At 49.9% G+C, this 16071-nt stretch carries 11 protein-coding genes; 5 read left to right on the top strand and 6 right to left on the bottom strand.

Annotation, left to right across the window (positions count from 1 at the left end; all coding sequences use genetic code 11):
* Positions 1 to 24 precede the first annotated feature (24 nt).
* The 4 genes from ACDC99_RS11140 to ACDC99_RS11125 all read right to left on the bottom strand — a co-directional run bounded on the left by ACDC99_RS11140 (position 25) and on the right by ACDC99_RS11125 (position 3971).
* Positions 25 to 696 carry a hypothetical protein gene (locus ACDC99_RS11140; protein ID WP_370756760.1) on the bottom strand — a complete coding sequence of 224 codons (672 nt, stop codon included), beginning with the start codon at positions 694 to 696 and terminating at the stop codon, positions 25 to 27.
* A 109-nt stretch (positions 697 to 805) separates the two neighbouring features.
* On the bottom strand, positions 806 to 1627 hold the full coding sequence (locus ACDC99_RS11135) for an Omp28 family outer membrane lipoprotein (RefSeq protein WP_022316108.1): 822 nt from the start codon (positions 1625 to 1627) through the stop codon (positions 806 to 808).
* A 5-nt stretch (positions 1628 to 1632) separates the two neighbouring features.
* Entirely contained in the window at positions 1633 to 3348 is a 1716-nt protein-coding gene (locus ACDC99_RS11130) for a DUF6029 family protein (protein WP_044072099.1), read from the bottom strand.
* Positions 3349 to 3482: 134 nt separating this feature from the next.
* Positions 3483 to 3971: a TlpA family protein disulfide reductase gene (locus tag ACDC99_RS11125; RefSeq protein WP_042520312.1), complete on the bottom strand. Its 489-nt coding sequence runs from the start codon at positions 3969 to 3971 to the stop codon at positions 3483 to 3485.
* A gap of 215 nt (positions 3972 to 4186) precedes the next feature.
* On the opposite strand from ACDC99_RS11125, the gene ACDC99_RS11120 reads away from it, so the two are divergent.
* The gene (locus ACDC99_RS11120) at positions 4187 to 4456 is read left to right on the top strand and encodes a hypothetical protein (RefSeq protein ID WP_370756759.1); all 270 of its coding nucleotides are present in this window, start codon (positions 4187 to 4189) and stop codon (positions 4454 to 4456) included.
* A 773-nt stretch (positions 4457 to 5229) separates the two neighbouring features.
* On the opposite strand, the gene ACDC99_RS11115 is transcribed toward ACDC99_RS11120, so the two are convergent.
* Positions 5230 to 6924 (bottom strand): Na/Pi cotransporter family protein, encoded by a 1695-nt coding sequence (locus tag ACDC99_RS11115; RefSeq protein WP_370756758.1) that lies wholly within the window; start codon positions 6922 to 6924, stop codon positions 5230 to 5232.
* A gap of 89 nt (positions 6925 to 7013) precedes the next feature.
* Here ACDC99_RS11115 and ACDC99_RS11110 point away from each other — a divergent pair, with 89 nt between their 5' ends.
* Positions 7014 to 8669, top strand: coding sequence for a nucleoside kinase (locus ACDC99_RS11110; protein WP_022316112.1), 1656 nt, complete (start codon positions 7014 to 7016; stop codon positions 8667 to 8669).
* Between the two features lie 367 nt (positions 8670 to 9036).
* Positions 9037 to 11883, top strand: coding sequence for a M16 family metallopeptidase (locus ACDC99_RS11105; protein WP_370756757.1), 2847 nt, complete (start codon positions 9037 to 9039; stop codon positions 11881 to 11883).
* 523 nt (positions 11884 to 12406) lie between these two features.
* On the opposite strand, the gene ACDC99_RS11100 is transcribed toward ACDC99_RS11105, so the two are convergent.
* Complete coding sequence (locus ACDC99_RS11100; protein WP_370756756.1) at positions 12407 to 14356, bottom strand: LTA synthase family protein; 1950 nt, start codon at positions 14354 to 14356, stop codon at positions 12407 to 12409.
* Positions 14357 to 14592: 236 nt separating this feature from the next.
* Between ACDC99_RS11100 and ACDC99_RS11095 the strand changes: the two genes are divergently transcribed.
* Positions 14593 to 15321 (top strand): lipopolysaccharide kinase InaA family protein, encoded by a 729-nt coding sequence (locus ACDC99_RS11095; RefSeq protein WP_042520298.1) that lies wholly within the window; start codon positions 14593 to 14595, stop codon positions 15319 to 15321.
* 68 nt (positions 15322 to 15389) lie between these two features.
* Positions 15390 to 16007: a DUF4294 domain-containing protein gene (locus ACDC99_RS11090; RefSeq protein WP_156132591.1), complete on the top strand. Its 618-nt coding sequence runs from the start codon at positions 15390 to 15392 to the stop codon at positions 16005 to 16007.
* The last annotated feature ends 64 nt before the right edge of the window (positions 16008 to 16071 follow it).

The following is a 16071-nucleotide window of genomic DNA, read 5'->3' as shown; positions in this document are numbered from 1 at the left end:
TTGTTATTGAATATTTCCGGATGATTATTTTATAACAGTCTTCACTGTCTTGCCGTTAGAATACTTGATGAAGTTCAAGCCCTTCTGCAGGTTGTTGATCTGCTGACCGTTTGCATTGTAGAATGCTACAGGCTTTGCACCGTCGTTGGAAACGCCGTTGATGCTTGCAGGGTCGCTATAGATGAAGGTTACAGTAACCTTAGGACCATTTGCCTTGAGCACCTTGGTAGGAGCAAACTTTTCCTCAAAAATCTTAATTTGGAAATCAGTTGTACAAGATCCGTATCCTTCAGGAAACCACTCAGCCTCGAAACTTCGAGTTTTACCAGCTGCAACAGGAATCTCAGGCTTGGTTGTAAAATCGCCGACCTCCATCTTAGCATAGCAGCTTCCCGGGAAGCAACATTGCAAACGACCGTTGTCCATAGACTTGATGTTAACATAAGCAGATGCATAAACGGGCTCCTCTGTCGTGTTCTTGACATAGAGTCCGGATTTAATCTCTACCTCAGGAGCATCCTCAACATCTGTAGGATTGATGATTAGAGTTGAACCGTCAGCAACTACGTTGCCATTGGCGTCAACAAACTGCAGGGTAGTGAGGTCTGTCTCCACCTCCTCTTCCTCCTGCGCATAGACTGTAGTGAAAGCCATGAGGCTCAAACCAGCCAACAAAAGGGTCTTTAATGATTTCATATTTTTCTTTTTTTGATTTTAATCGGTTTTGTATTTGAAGCGCCCTGAGCGACCTGTCGGCTCAAAGCATATATGGGAGTCCGGAATTTCCGGACTACCTGAGGATAAATTACTTTGTCAACAATGACTGTGGCTTGATTGCCTTCTTGGTCACCTGCTCCACGTTGTGGTTGTCGGCACCGTTGACGAAAGCCACTACACTGACGTTATCGGCATTCCATTCCTCCGGCAGAGTGTAGGTGTAGCTCTTCTCGCTTTTCACGCCCTCTTTCACGGAGATTGCGTCACCCCATGCGTCAGCGGTAACGTTGGCACGGAACACGTGGTTGTGGATATAGTCGTAGTTATATCCGCTCTGGTCCTTCTGATAAGCCTTCACACCATCTTCGAGCAGCCATACGGTGAGCTTGCCGTCGGTGTTGCCGTCAGTGCCGTAAGCCTCAACATTGATAGTGAGCTGACGAGAAGCCTCGTCATAAGTATTTGTCAAGTTGAGCGAAAGCTTGGCTTCCTTCTGCAGCTCAATAGCCACGGCTGCTCCCCACTTGGTATAGTCGGAGAGCACTACAGAACGGTTGATAGTAGCAGTAGGCTGTGTTGTCACGCCCCATGCGTTATAGTATGTATCAGCGATGTCTGTCTTGAGACCTACATATTTCTTGCTGCCCTTGAATCCGAGCGGACCGCTGTGCATACCAACAGCGATGATGTGATCCTCGCCATACTGCTTGAGGAGACCTTCGATGATTTCAGTTCCGTTAGGGCAGTAAACACAGTTCTGGCCAGTGAAGTCCTCGATGAGCACGGCACGGTTTACTGATGCAGGCTTAACGTATTCGAAGCGCTCGTTCTCGTCGATGTCAGAACATGCCGTGAAGAGAGCCGCAACGGCAACTACTGCCGAGCTATATAGAATATTCTTTAGTTTCATGAGATTTAGAAGTTATAGTTATACGACAATGTTACGCCCTTGCTTGCCGGCACATAGCGGCAGACGCCACCAGTACAGTTGAATCCGGCGCGTGTACGTCCGTAACCCACCTGCAGGCGATGTGCACCATAGTTGAATGTCACAGATCCCATATAATAGTGGTGCTTTGTCTCACCGGCATTGTAGAGGTCAGATACAGTGAACATCCAGTTAGGAAGCACTGACAGCTCGAGCAGTCCGCTGATCCAGTCGCCCTGTGCGCCGTTTGAGTTCCACTTGAAGATCTGATAGTCCTTGCCGTCAGAAGACTTCATATACTGAGCCTCACCGCGGAGAGTCATCTTGCGAGTCATCTTCCACTTGGCGTCAGCGATGAAGATGTGGTTGAGCACGTCGCCGACGTGTGCACCGTCTTCACGCTCGATTGCCGTGAGCACGTCGTTATTGTAATACTGGTTCATATACATGAAGTTGAGCTTGAAGTCACGGCTGTACTTCTGCTCATACTGGATGTTGAAGTCGCGGTAGAACGACTTGCCTATCTTCCAGAATGCCGAACCATAACCATTTGAGCCATATCCGTATCCGTCATAGTGAGGTCCCTTGCTGAAGTTCTTGTCGATGTCGAACACGTGAGAATAGTTGAGCTTGAAGCTTGGAGCGTATCTGCCCTTGAACTTGTATCCGATTTCTCCCTGGAAAGCCCACTCGCCGTCGGAGCGTGTGGCATAAGGATAGAGAGCTGCGAGGGTGTATGTCTGCTCCATTGTGAATGCAGGCAGGTTGTTGATGTTCGACGAGAGTCCTGTCACGCTGCGTGCGCTGCGGAATCCCATGTTGTCAGAACGCTTTGCCTGAGCCAACACGCTGAATCCATTGCGTGAGTAAGAAGCAGAGAGCATTCCTACGCGGCCGGTACGGTAGACATACTTGTTCTCGAATGATGGGTCCTGGGTCTTCCACGCATATTCAGCGAGGAATGAGAAATCGCCGGTCTGCAGGTTGGCACGCACGTCGAATGCGTTTACCGTTGACGGGAACTTGAGCTTGTATGAAGCTCCAGGCACCATAACGTTGTCTTCGTCTGCCGACTCATACTTGTTCACCCATGATGCACCGAGTGTGAGGTATGTATTGTTCTCCTGGAAGCCACGAAACCACTGGTCGAGGCTGAGCTCCAGGTCACCGCCTGTCACCCATGCGTCGTTCCACTTCCAGTAGTGGCGCTGCTTTCCTGAGAGTGCCTTGATCTGAACACCCTTTGCAGGGCGCAGCACGAGCTTGCCTCCAAGCAGCGAGTTGTCGATACCGAGACTTCTCTCCTCGTATGTGCGGAGGATGAAGCCCGAACCGAACTGCTCATAGAAAGTACCGAGCGTAAGGTCGAATTTGTCGAAGTGTGTCTTGATATAGAAGTTTGGCACGCCCCATCCCTTGAAGCTCTTGTCTGTGTCGGCATAACCTGGCAGCGGATGCTTTGTGAACTCGAAACGGAGTCCGGCATCGAGGTGGTTGCTACGTGCCGCAATATCGGCATAGGTATTAGTAAGAGCCCACTCGTTGTATTTCTTTGCCCCGATTTCGGTATCCTCCTGAGGAATGATGACATCGCTCTGGATACTACCGCTTACAACGAACTTGTCGTCGTTGTTCTCCTGTGCCGTCGCTGTTGTCGTGGCGGCGAGGGCTGCTGCGAGTGAGAAAAATAGAATTGGTCTCATTTGAGATTTGTCTTTTATAAGTTAATAAGGTATATAGAAGAAGCGCTTCGGCTTCTGCCATTGTCAAAAAAAGGATTAAAAGCATCATGCCATGGAAATCCCTTCCATGACATAATGCTCATGAAATTTCTTTATTACTTGATGAGTTCTCTCACCTTCTCTATCAGCTCCTGCTCGGCACCCTCGGTGTAGCCGTTGTGCTTGAACACCACCTTGCCTTCACCGTCGCAGATGATAACGAATGGAATCATCTCGCCACCGAACGACTTGCGGAACTCGCTGTTGGAGTCGAGGAGTACCTCGTATGGCCATCCGTGCTGGTTAACGAGAGGCTTCACCTTGTTGGCGTTCTGTGCCTTGTCAATGGAAACGGCATAGAGCTTCACGCCAGTCTCTGCCACCCAGTCCTCGTAAACCTCGCCGATAGCGCTGAGCTCACGGTTACATGGCTTGCACCATGTGGCAAAGAATGAGATGATAAACGGTTTTCCGTCGTTGCTGAGAGTAGAGGTGTCAACTGTCTTGCCCTCGATGTTCTTCAGCTTGAACGATGGAAGCTGTGCGCTCGCGTTCTCCACAACAGCGAAGAGGAGCATTGCCAAAACGAGCAGACTCTTGCTCATCTTGCTCAGATTCAATATACAATTCTTTCTCATGAGTATGATATTTAATCGATTATTAATAACATGTATTGTGTATTTCGTGGCAAAATTAATTTTTATATTGTTTACTCCCAAATAAAAAACAAGAAAAATAAAGAAAATGGCTCGATTATTTAACAAATGACGCAATTTCGGGGTTTATTTCATTATTATGTGATATTTATACACTTATTATCATGACAATAAGTGCATCTTCATTGAATGGAAGAAGCCACATGGCTAAAGTCGGCATTAACCGCGAAATCGGTCACCTGACGGAAATAGCTGATTGTCGGGAAACACGCTCTTTATATCAATATAAAAGAATACAGGAAATCATACATATAATATATAATGTGAAGGGGATATATAATGTAGAGGTGGGGTATATAATTAATGTGAGGAGGATATATATTGTGTGGGGGATATATATTGTGAGGAGGATATATATTGTGAGGGGGATATAAACACTACAATAAATCAAGACGGACTGATCATTACAGACTTGACTGCTTCGTATTCTCAATGGCATATCCATTCGTATTCTCGATGGTATATCCAGTGATTGCTGATGATTTGTAAAATTATATTCAATACTATAAAATTTCCTCCGAAACTGTCAGACCATCTGGTTTTCTTTATATCGGTTTGACATACAGACAGTTAGCGACCTGACAGTTGTTCTGAATTGTCTGGATGGTTTGAAAACTGTCTGGCTCGGTATTACTCATTAAACCCAAAACGGTCATTAGGCCGTTTATTGTATTTTATATTTACTGCTTGCAGTCTTTTGTTTTTTATAAGGCGTCTTTTGCTTGTTTTTAATTCGTAATAGCTCGCTATTACTCATTAAAAGCCAAACAAAATCCACTCTTCTAAAAGAACAAAATCCAGGCAAGCCCTAATGACCGATTTGGGTTAAAAGCCAAACAAAATCCACTCTTCTAAAAAGCAAAATCCAGGCAAGCCCCAATGACCGATTGGGGTTAAAAATGGGCAAGGTGCTTGCCCAAGTGGGGCAAGGTGCTTTCACATGTGGGGCAAGCTGCTTGCCCCACTTGGGCAGAATTGATGCCAGACGGATGCCCCAAAGTTCATGGTTTAGGAAGAGGCAGAAAACGACAATGGGAGACAAGGGCGATGCGACGATGACTTGTCGTTTTCTGCCCTTGTCTCCCACTGTGGATTATTCTGTCAGCCAGATGTGGCTGTAGTCTGGCGTGACTGCGGTCAGGCGTGGTTATGCCTCGCGCAGCTTTGTTCCCATACGTGCCTCCACCACGTTGATGACGTAGTCGGCAAGTTTCTCACACTCGCTCACGATATCCATATACATCGTACCGATGGCGTAGGTGTAGAGATGGTTGTTCACGTCGTTGATGTTCTGGCTCTTGAGCTGCGTACGGTAGTTGTTTATCTCGTTCTCTATGTTGAACGAACGGTTCACGTCGAGGTCGTAGCGTCTGCTGGAGAGCATCACGTTCATCTGTGTGAGACTGTCGTCGGTGAGCTCGAACATCTGGTGAAGATGGTCATACTGCTGCTCGGTGAAGTCCTCCTTGCCACGCAGTTTGCGGTTCAGCGTGCGTGCTATGTTGTAGCAGCTGTCGCCGATACTCTCTATCTCTGATATCTCACGTAGCATGGCGCGTATTTTCGCCTTCGTCTCGTCGCTGAGGTGTGAGTCGCTCACCTTGTCGAGATAGTTGGCAATCTCTATCTCCATATTGTCGGAGATGCCTTCATATTTCTCGATGCGTGTGAAGAGCTTCACGAAGTCGTTCTCGTTTTTCACTCCGAGCAGTTCTCTCACCATAGAGAACATACGCTGTATGCGCTCTGCAAACGACTGTATCTCCTTGCGTGCCTCGAGCACCGAAAGCTCCGGAGTGGCCATGAGGGTGTTGTCGCCGATGTAGCGCAGGCGGAAGTCGTCTTCGTCCTTCATGGCGTTTGGCTTGATGATGGTGCATACGAGTTTTTCCATCTGTGGTATGAACCATATCAGCACTGCCGTGTTGCACACGTTGAAGGTGGTGTGGAAGGCGGCGAGCACCACAGAGAGGCGTGAGGCGTCGATGTGGCCTGAATGCGGGTCAACGCCCACGAATCCGCATACCATATCTATGAAGGGATAGAATATGCAGAGCACCCACAACACTCCAAACACGTTGAACGAGAGGTGTGCCATGGCGGCACGCCTTGCCTGGGTGTTGGCTCCCATCGCCGCGATGTTTGAGGTGATGGTGGTACCGATGTTCTCACCGAGCACGAGGGCTATACCCATATATATCGGCAGCACACCGCTGGAGCAGAGCACCATGGTGATGGCCATGAGGGCTGCCGACGACTGCATACAGAATGTGAGTATCGTTCCCAATCCGAGGAACGCGAATATGGTGAGGTAGCTGTCTTTGTCGAACGACGAGAAGAATTCTATTACCGACTGGTTGTGACTGAGGTCCATTTCCTTGCCAGTGGCGCCGAGGGTGGAAATGGCGAAAAACATAAAAGCGACGCCGAACAGGAAGTCACCTACATAACGGTGCTTCTTCCTGTATATCAACAGGAGTGCTATGAAGAACACGGGGAACACCACGTTCGCCATATTGAACGAGAATCCCAGTGTCATGATCCATGCCGTGAACGTGGTACCGATATTGGCTCCCATAATCACCGATATGGCTTGGGCGAGTGTGAGGAGACCGGCGTTGACAAAGGATACTGTCATCACGGTGGTGGCAGTGGACGACTGCACAGACGCTGTTACGAACATACCGGTTATCAGTCCGGTAAAACGTTTTTTGGTCATGGTGCCGAGGATGTGGCGCAACTGCGAACCGGCCATCTTCTGCAAGGCTTCGCTCATGACCTTCATGCCATAGATGAGCAGAGCCAATGATCCAATGATCTTAAAAATAATCCAAATCGACATATTTTAAATTTATTTATGATGCTGACGCGCATTAATGTCGCAGAAAGGGAGTAACTTTACAAACGTGAATCCCTAAAAATGTAACACTTATGAAACAAGTAATACAAATCCGTTGCAAAAATAATAAAAAAGTTTTAAACTCTGCAATCGGAAGCACACTTTCTGAAATTTATGACGCTTCTGGCCTCGATATGAAATACGGTCCGGTGAGTGCAAAGGTCAACAACAAGGTTGAAGGACTCAACTTCAGGGTGTACCACAACAAGGACGTGGAATACCTCGACCTCACCTCGCCTTCCGGACAGCGGACATATACCCGAACTCTATTCATGGTGCTCTGCAAGGCGGTGCACGACCTCTATCCCGAAGGCAACGTATGGATAGACATTCCGGTGTCTAACGGTTACTACTGCGACCTCATCATCGGCGAGGAAGTGACGGAACAGGTGGCAGCAAGAATCAGACAGCGCATGCAGGAGATTATCGACGCCAAACTGCCGCTGCGCCGCCACGAATGCACCACGGAGGAGGCGATAAAGGTATTCGAGGGCAGGGAGTCGAAGGTGAAACTGCTCAGAAGCACCGGTTCGCTATACACCACCTATTATGATATAGACGGATACAAGGACTACTACTATGGGTCGCTGCTCACCAACACGTCGCAGCTGAAACTCTTCGGACTGGAGAAATATTTCGACGGACTGCTGCTGCGCATACCGTCGCTCAAAGACCCGGGACAGCTCGGCGAACTGATACACCAGGACAAGATGTTCGATATCTTCAAGGAGCACCACCACTGGCAGGACATACTCGGACTGCGCACCATCGGCGACCTGAACGAGGCTGTGGACAAGGGTATGACCACCGACCTCATAAACCTCTCTGAGGCTCTGCAGGAGAAGAAGATTGCGCATATCGCCGACGAGATAGCCGCAAGGAAGAAGGTGAAGATGGTGCTCATCGCCGGACCGTCGTCGAGCGGAAAGACAACGTCGTGCAAACGACTCTCAATACAGCTCCTCACCAACGGCATAAAACCTATCGCCATATCACTCGACGACTATTTCGTTGACCGTGAGCACACACCGAAGGACGAGAATGGCGAATACGACTACGAGAGTCTCTACGCCCTCAACATCCCGCTGCTCAACCAGCAGATGAACGACCTATTCAACGGCAAGGAGATAGAGCTGCCGAAATACAACTTCCAGACGGGACGCAGCGAGAAGAGCGGCAAGAAACTGAAGATGCACGAGAACGACGTGCTCGTGGTGGAAGGCATCCATGCACTGAACCCGGAACTGACGGCACAGATTCCCGACGAACAGATATTCCGTGTCTATGCCTCAGCATTCACCACCATATTGCTCGACAGCCACAACTATGTACCTACCACCGACAACCGTCTGCTCCGACGCATCATCCGCGACTACAAATACCGCGGCGTGAACGCCATGGAGACAATACACCGCTGGCCTTCGGTGAGGGCTGGCGAGAACAAATGGATATTCCCGTTCCAGGAGAATGCCGACGCCATGTTCAACACGGCGATGATCTTTGAGCTGGCGGTGATAAAGCAGCAGGCGGTGCCGCTGCTTGAGCAGGTGCCTGAGAACTGTGACGAATACAGTGAGGCATACAGGCTGCTGAAGTTCCTGAAATACATCAAGCCTATCACAAACCGCCAGGTACCGCCCACTTCGCTGCTCAGGGAGTTCCTCGGCGGAAGCTCTTTCAAATATTGATGAGGGGCAATCCATCCTGACCTCCGAAGAGGGAAGGGAGCGATTTGTCTTTAAACTCAAATCGGTCATAAGGCATTGCTTGGAATTTGATTTAACCCAATCTGTCATCAGGACTTACTTGGATTTTCTTAAAACACCAACTGCCTGATGACCGATTTGGATCAGAATCCAGGCAAAACCGGATGGTCTATTCCACTAAATGCCAGCCAAATATGTTAAAATAGGTTATATATCAAGGCTTTTCTGTAGTTAAATCAGGGTTTAAATCGTATGGTAATTGTAAATTTCCTAATTTTGTGGAGTTATTTCCACCATTACCGGATATTTTACGAAGAAAGACATACAATAATTTTAAACAATAATAAACATGAAAATCAGAAAAATCTTAGTGTTTGCGGCATTGGTTGTCACAGGCGCACTGGGCATCAACGCACAGGAGGCCAACCCAATGATGCAGCCCCTGCCTATCGATCCAGCAATAAGGACAGGCAAACTGGCAAACGGACTGACTTACTACGTGCGCCACAACGGTTATCCAGAGAAGCGTGTGAACTTCTACATCGCCCAGCGTGTGGGTTCTATCCAGGAGGAAGAGAACCAGCGCGGTCTGGCACACTTCCTTGAGCACATGTGCTTCAACGGAACAAAGAATTTCCCAGGCAACGGTGTTATCGACTACACTCGTTCACTCGGCGTGCAGTTCGGCGGCGACCTGAATGCCTACACATCCATCGACCAGACTGTATACAACATCAACAATGTTCCTACAGACCGTGGCATCGCAGCCCTCGACTCTTGTCTGCTCATCCTAAAGGACTGGAGCAACAGCCTGACTCTCGATCCTAAAGAAATCGACCAGGAGCGCGGCGTTATCCACGAGGAGTGGCGTATGCGCACATCGGCAAGCAGCCGTATGTTCGAGCGCAACCTCGAGAAGCTCTACCCTGGCAGCAAGTACGGCAAGCGCTACCCTATCGGTCTGATGTCGGTAATCGACAACTTCAAGCCTAAGGCTCTGCGCGACTACTACGAGAAGTGGTATCACCCAACAAACCAGGCTATCATCGTGGTTGGTGACATCGACGTAGACCGCACCGAGGCTAAGATCAAGGAGATGTTCTCTGACATCAAGAACCCGGAAAACCCGGCACCTATCGTTGACGAGCAGGTTCCAGACAATGCTGAGCCAATCATCATCGTTGACAAGGACAAGGAGGAGCAGATGAACTCAGTGGAGCTGATGTTCAAGTATGACTCTACTCCGGAAGACCAGAAAGGCTATCTGCCATACCTCATCGAGGACTTCGTTACCGACATGGCTTCTGCCATGCTGAACGCACGTCTGCAGGAGGAAGCACAGAAGGCTGACGCCCCATTCGTAAGCGCTTACGGATATGCCGGCAACTATATCTTCGCCAAGACAAAGGATGCGTTCACATTCAACGCCACTCCAAAGGACGGAAAGACAGAGGCTGCTCTCGCTGCCCTGACCCGCGAGGCTATGCGTGCAGCCAAGTTCGGCTTCACCGCTACTGAGTATGAGCGTGCCAAGGCAAACTACATGAGCGCCCTTGAGAAGAAGTATACCAACCGCGACAAGATCAACAACGACGTGTTCGGCCGCGCTTGCGCAAGCAACTATCTTGAGAAGGAGCCTCTGCTCTCTATCGAGCAGACTTACCAGATCATGCAGCAGCTCACTCCGATGCTGCCTGTAGATGTGGTAAACGAGGCTATGAAGCAGCTCATCAGCCTCAGCGACTCTAACGTTGTAATCTACAACACCACAACTGAGAAGGAAGGTATGGTATACTCTACAGAGGCAAGCTTGAAGAAGGCTTACGACGATGCCCGCGCAGAGAAGATCGAGGCTTACGTAGACAACGTTAAGCAGGAGCCTCTCATCGCAGAGCAGCCAAAGGCTGGCAAGATCGTTTCTGAGAAGGAGAATGCCAAGTTCGGATACAAGGAGCTGACACTGAGCAACGGTGCACGTGTATTGCTGAAGAAGACTAACCTGAAAGAGGGTGAGGTATTGTTCAACGGTTCTTCAAAGGGTGGTAAGTCTCTCTACGATGCAAAGGAGAGAGTGAACCTCGACCTGTTCAACGACGTGATAAGCTACAGCGGACTCGGAAACTTCAGCAGCACAGAGCTGCAGAAGGTACTCGCCGGCAAGAACGCCAACGTGAACCTGTCTCTGACTAACCTTCACGAGTATGTCAGCGGAAGCTGCACACCGAAGGATATGGAGACAATGTTCCAGATGAACTACCTCTACTTCACTAACATCAAGAAGGACGAGCAGGCTTTCAACTCACTCATCAACCAGTATCGCGCTGCCCTGAAGAACAAGTCTCTCTCTGCTGAGAGCGCTCTCCAGGACTCTGTAACATACACTCTCCACGCTCACGACGCCCGTCAGATCTCTCTCGAAGAGAAAGATCTCGACAACGCCAACTACGACCGCATCCTGCAGATCGCCAAGGAGCGCACTGCCAACGCTGCTGACTTCACATTCACCATCGTAGGTAACTTCGACGAGACTCTCGTCCGTCAGTACATCGAGACTTACATCGCTTCTCTGCCTTCAGTGAAGAAGGGCAAGAAGTTCGTTCACGAGAACTTCAACAAGATCTCCAAGTATGCTACAGGCACCGTGGACAACACATTCCACCGCAAGATGGAGACTCCTAAGTCTAACATCTACATGTTCTGGTATAACAACACCGTGCCATTCACTCTCGACAACTCTATCAAGGCCGACGCAGCCGGACAGGTGCTCGACATGGTATATCTGAAGACTATCCGCGAGGAGCAGAGCGCTGCATACTCAGCTAACGCCGGCGGTTTCGCCAACCTCGGCGGCGACGTTCCATTCAACGCTATCTACGGCTACTGCCCTGTTAAGCCTGAGAAGAAGGACATCGCTATCAAGATCATGCGCGAGGAGCTGCAGAAGCTCGGTTCTACAATCGACGCTGACATGCTGAACAAGACCAAGGACCTGATGGTAAAGCGCTATGAGGATGGTCTGAAGACCAACGGCTACTGGATGAACGTTATCCAGACATGGGACGAGGAAGGTGTTGACATCAACACTGACTACGAGAAGCTCGTCAACGCCCTCACTCCAGCATCTGTTGCTAAGTATGTGAAGGACAACTTCATCGGCAAGAACAGCGTGAGCGTTATCATGCTCCCACAGGAGTAATGATTTCACGCTGACAGATAATATATCTTAAAAAATCCCAGCCGCAAAATAGCGGCTGGGATTTTTTTGTGGGTTTTCCTGAATACAGGTTTATCCCGTTTTGTATAAAAATAGAGGACAAGACAAAGGCTTTCCTGCTGACTTCAGCCCCCCTCTCGGGCTAAAACCCATAATGACATAAACCCATCCTAACCTAAACCCAAAGAACAACCCACCTAGCCTTCCCAAAGGGAAGGAACAGATTACTCCGTCTAATGAACTTCAGCCCCCACCTAACCTCCCCCGAAGGGGAGGGACAGATACCTTTGACTGCATGATAGTCGTTTGTAGTCATCTGATTATCAATAGATTATCAATAGCAATAGTTACTGTCCCTCCCCTTCGGGGGAGGCTAGGTGGGGGCTGATGACAGTATTCTGAGTAACTTGTTCCTTCCCTTTGGGAAGGTTAGGATGGGTTATCCCTTTGGAAAAGGTCAGGATGCGTTTGAGGTCAGAATGGGTTTATCCAGGTGAGTAATTACCTACTGCTGCCGTTTCAACACGAACTGTGCCGTCTGTATCATCGAGAAGACATAGCGCTGGAGTGGCTTGAAGGCAGAGGTCATAGGAGTCTCATGCAGGGTGCCACGGGCATCCTCCACATAGCAGAAGTTCTTCTGCATCTTAGGATTGTACACATAGACACGCTTGCCGTCGCGGGCGATAATCTGATTGTCGGCAGAATAGAACACCATAGGACGGGACGTATGCAGGAGGTCCTGTCCGAAACCGTCATACTCATACCCCATATTGAGCAGAGAGAGCAGCGTAGGCATCACATCCACCTGCTGGGCAAGTCCGTCGTAGCGCATCGTGGGCACACCGGGACCGAACATGATGAGCGGTATGTGGTTGTAGGATTCCGGAGCCTCGGTGGTAGCCTTGCCCACGAGTTTGCCGTGGTCTGCCATTATCACGAAGATAGTGTTCTTATACCATGGTTCGTGCGACGCCTTGCGCAGGAAGTCGCCCACCGCCCAGTCGGCATATTCCACAATCTGCGTCTCCGGGTCATGCGTCTTGGGTTTGAAGAACGAAGGTATCACGTATGGCGGATGGTTGCTGATGGTGAGGAGAGTGGCAAGAAACGGTTTGCCACTCTTGGCACGGCTGTTGATGGTGCCCAGGGCATAGTCGAAGAGGAAATGGTCTGACACTCCGAAGCTGTTCACAATTTCCTTCTTAGGATAATTCTCCTGCGAGTAAATCTCATCGTAGCCGTTGGTGGTGAAAAACGCCTTCATGTTGTCATACTGTGCCTCGTGGGTCATGAAGAACATATTGTGGTAGCCATACTTCTTGAGCACTGTTGGCACTCCCTTGCGGTGTGGCGTCACCGTGCCCTTCATCAGATTGCGAAACATGAGCGCCGGAAAGGAGTATAAGGATGCTGTCATACCGTGGTTGGTATGTATTCCGGCACTATAGCAACGGGTGAAGGCGAGGGAATGGTCGTAGAGCGAATCGAGATTCGGCGTGAGGCGCTGCTGCTGTCCGAAGGTCTGCATCAGACTCGCCGACATCGACTCCATGAGTATCACCACCACGTTGCAGCGACGCGGTTCGCCCACGGCAGCCACCTCACGGCGCATCACGCAACTGCTGTCCACCGCTCCCGTTATGCCCAGCGACTGGCGGGCAAGACCCACTGCCTCGGCATAGGGCATGAGATGCAGGTCGCGGTTCTCCTTGCGCATGTCGTCGAGAGCACTGGTAAGGAGGTTGAAGGCGGGGTTGATGCCGAGCTGGTTGAGAAACGGGTCGTCGCAATAGTATGCCTGACTGATTTTAATGGGGTTGTAGCCCATACGGCCCCTGATGCCGAAGAGGCAGAGAAGCACCACACATACTGAGACGATGAAGCGCAGCGCCACCGGCAACACGAAGCGGTCGTCCCTGCGGCAGCGGTCTATCCGTCTGTCGAAATAGCGGCGCATATATATCATCGCCACGATATATGCGGCGAGGAAGACGAAATAGAGGAAGATGTGGAGGATATACGATTTCTCCTGAAACACCATTCCTGCTGTGGTGGCGGCATAGCCGAACCATTCGAAGATGGAGGAGTTGATATTCTTGAAGAAATACTCGAAATAGGGTGTGTTTGCCGCCGATGCCATGAACACGATGGCTGAGAACACGAAATACCAATAGCACACTCCCTTACGCAGCTTCTTTCCGGCATATCCGAAGGCGGCGGCAAGGAGGGTCACGGCGAGAGGAAGCACCGAAATGTAGCATGCCACCACATTGTCAAACCACACACCCTTGACGAATGCCGTGACGACACTCGCCCCATGGTCGGTTATCATACCGTGGAGACACGTCAGCTCCACTAATCTGAATACTGTCAGAACTACCAACATCAAGGCATGGACACTGACCAGCCATGCCAACGACAAGAAAAACTGCTTGCTTCTATTCATTTTCATTCTTATGATTATCCCCCTTCTTCTTGGGGCGCATTTGTATCGGTTGACACCATGATACTCAGGTATTTATGGCTGTAGCCCGCGGCAGACAGCCCCAATATCGTCAATTACGCTGCAAAATTAGTTATTTCAGAACAATTTAAGCGGCATAAGTATAAAAATATGTACCTTTGCAGCGTATGTACCCATCTGCAAGCCCGGAAAAGGCAGCAGACGTTCCACCACTAAAAGATAGCATGAAGACAGTAATAGCCGAACGATACAAGAAATATTCTGATTACATCAACAGCATACCGTCGCTGTTCAGCACCAACACGGGAGAGGTGCTGAAAGACAAGCGAAACAGTGTGAGACGTCTCGAACACGACGGTCTGACATTCATTGCCAAGCGATACAAACGGGTGAATTGGATCCAAAGCATCATATACACACACTTCCGCAGGACAAAGGCGAAGAGGGCATTCCTGTTTGCCGACGAGTTCAGAAAGCGTGGAGTCAGTTCGCCACGCGCCGTGGCTTACATGGAGGAATATGAGCACGGCAGATTCACCGTGGGATATTTCGTATACGAGGAGAGCAAGGGCAAGGAGGTGTTCCAGGAACTGGTGAACAAGGAGGACTTCGACCGCAAGCTCACCGATGCCGTGATTGACTATATCGTGCTGATGCACAGTCACGGAGTGTTGCACGGCGACCTGAACTCGGCAAACTTCCTCTATACTACCGATGCCGACGGCAATTACCACTTCGACATGATAGACACCAACCGGTCGCATTTCTGCGACGGATGGCCTACCGACAAGCAATGTCTTGAAAACCTGAAGCGCTTCACTCACCGGCGCGACCTCTACGAATATGTGGTGCGCGGATATGCCAGGCGCAGGGGATGGGACGAAGAAGAGACTGTAAGAAAGGCTGTGGCACTGCTCGACAAGTTTGAGAACAGAAAGAAGCTGCGCCTCTGAAAGAACATAATATCTTTTGCGCAATGATGAGGAACAGACCATACTTCATATTTTTGGCTATAATGGTCATGATGCTCACGCTGACAACGGCGAGGGCGCAGAACCCCGTGTTCGGCAACGACACGAAACCGGAGGACCGCGAGGTGGATATGGACAACCCTACCTTCGTGCCGATGGTGAAGGTGGGAAAGGTGCTACACGGAAAGGACAGCATACAATATGTGGAACTGAACAACGTGTACGTGTATCCGCCACAGGTGTTCAAGACTCCAAAGCAACGGCAGAGATACAACCGCCTGGTTTACAACGTGAAGAAGGTGCTGCCGATAGCCAAGGAGGTGAACCATATCATCATAGAGACATACGAATATCTGCAGACGCTGCCCAACAAGAAGGCGAAGGACCAGCACATGAAGCTCGTGGAGGCATGTATCAAGAAGGAATACACGCCGAGGATGAAGAAGCTGACGCTGACGCAGGGAAAGCTGCTCATAAAACTGGTATACAGAGAGTGCAACTCGTCGTCGTACCAGCTGGTGAAGGCATTCCTCGGTCCGATAAGGGCTGGATTCTATCAGGCTTTCGCATGGACATTCGGTGCGAGCCTCACGAAGAAATACGACCCTGAGGGCGACGACAAGGAGACGGAACGTGTGGCGAGACTCGTGGAGAGCGGACAGCTGTAACGCTGAGACAGAGAGACAACTGGGTAGAAGCCCCACCTACAATATAACACGCAAAAGACAAAAA

This window comes from Prevotella pectinovora (assembly GCF_041323955.1).
GTDB lineage: Bacteria > Bacteroidota > Bacteroidia > Bacteroidales > Bacteroidaceae > Prevotella > Prevotella pectinovora.
Note: the sequence above shows the minus strand (reverse complement) of the source record. Positions and strands in the feature narration are given on the sequence as shown.

Excerpts from the sequence above, each read along its gene's own strand:
- ACDC99_RS11140 (WP_370756760.1), bottom strand. The coding sequence starts at position 696 with ATGAAATCATTAAAGACCCTTTTGTTGGCTGGTTTGAGCCTCATGGCT.
- ACDC99_RS11135 (WP_022316108.1), bottom strand. The coding sequence starts at position 1,627 with ATGAAACTAAAGAATATTCTATATAGCTCGGCAGTAGTTGCCGTTGCG.
- ACDC99_RS11130 (WP_044072099.1), bottom strand. The coding sequence starts at position 3,348 with ATGAGACCAATTCTATTTTTCTCACTCGCAGCAGCCCTCGCCGCCACG.
- ACDC99_RS11125 (WP_042520312.1), bottom strand. The coding sequence starts at position 3,971 with ATGAGCAAGAGTCTGCTCGTTTTGGCAATGCTCCTCTTCGCTGTTGTG.
- ACDC99_RS11120 (WP_370756759.1), top strand. The coding sequence starts at position 4,187 with ATGACAATAAGTGCATCTTCATTGAATGGAAGAAGCCACATGGCTAAA.
- ACDC99_RS11115 (WP_370756758.1), bottom strand. The coding sequence starts at position 6,924 with ATGTCGATTTGGATTATTTTTAAGATCATTGGATCATTGGCTCTGCTC.
- ACDC99_RS11110 (WP_022316112.1), top strand. The coding sequence starts at position 7,014 with ATGAAACAAGTAATACAAATCCGTTGCAAAAATAATAAAAAAGTTTTA.
- ACDC99_RS11105 (WP_370756757.1), top strand. The coding sequence starts at position 9,037 with ATGAAAATCAGAAAAATCTTAGTGTTTGCGGCATTGGTTGTCACAGGC.
- ACDC99_RS11100 (WP_370756756.1), bottom strand. The coding sequence starts at position 14,356 with ATGAAAATGAATAGAAGCAAGCAGTTTTTCTTGTCGTTGGCATGGCTG.
- ACDC99_RS11095 (WP_042520298.1), top strand. The coding sequence starts at position 14,593 with ATGAAGACAGTAATAGCCGAACGATACAAGAAATATTCTGATTACATC.
- ACDC99_RS11090 (WP_156132591.1), top strand. The coding sequence starts at position 15,390 with ATGATGCTCACGCTGACAACGGCGAGGGCGCAGAACCCCGTGTTCGGC.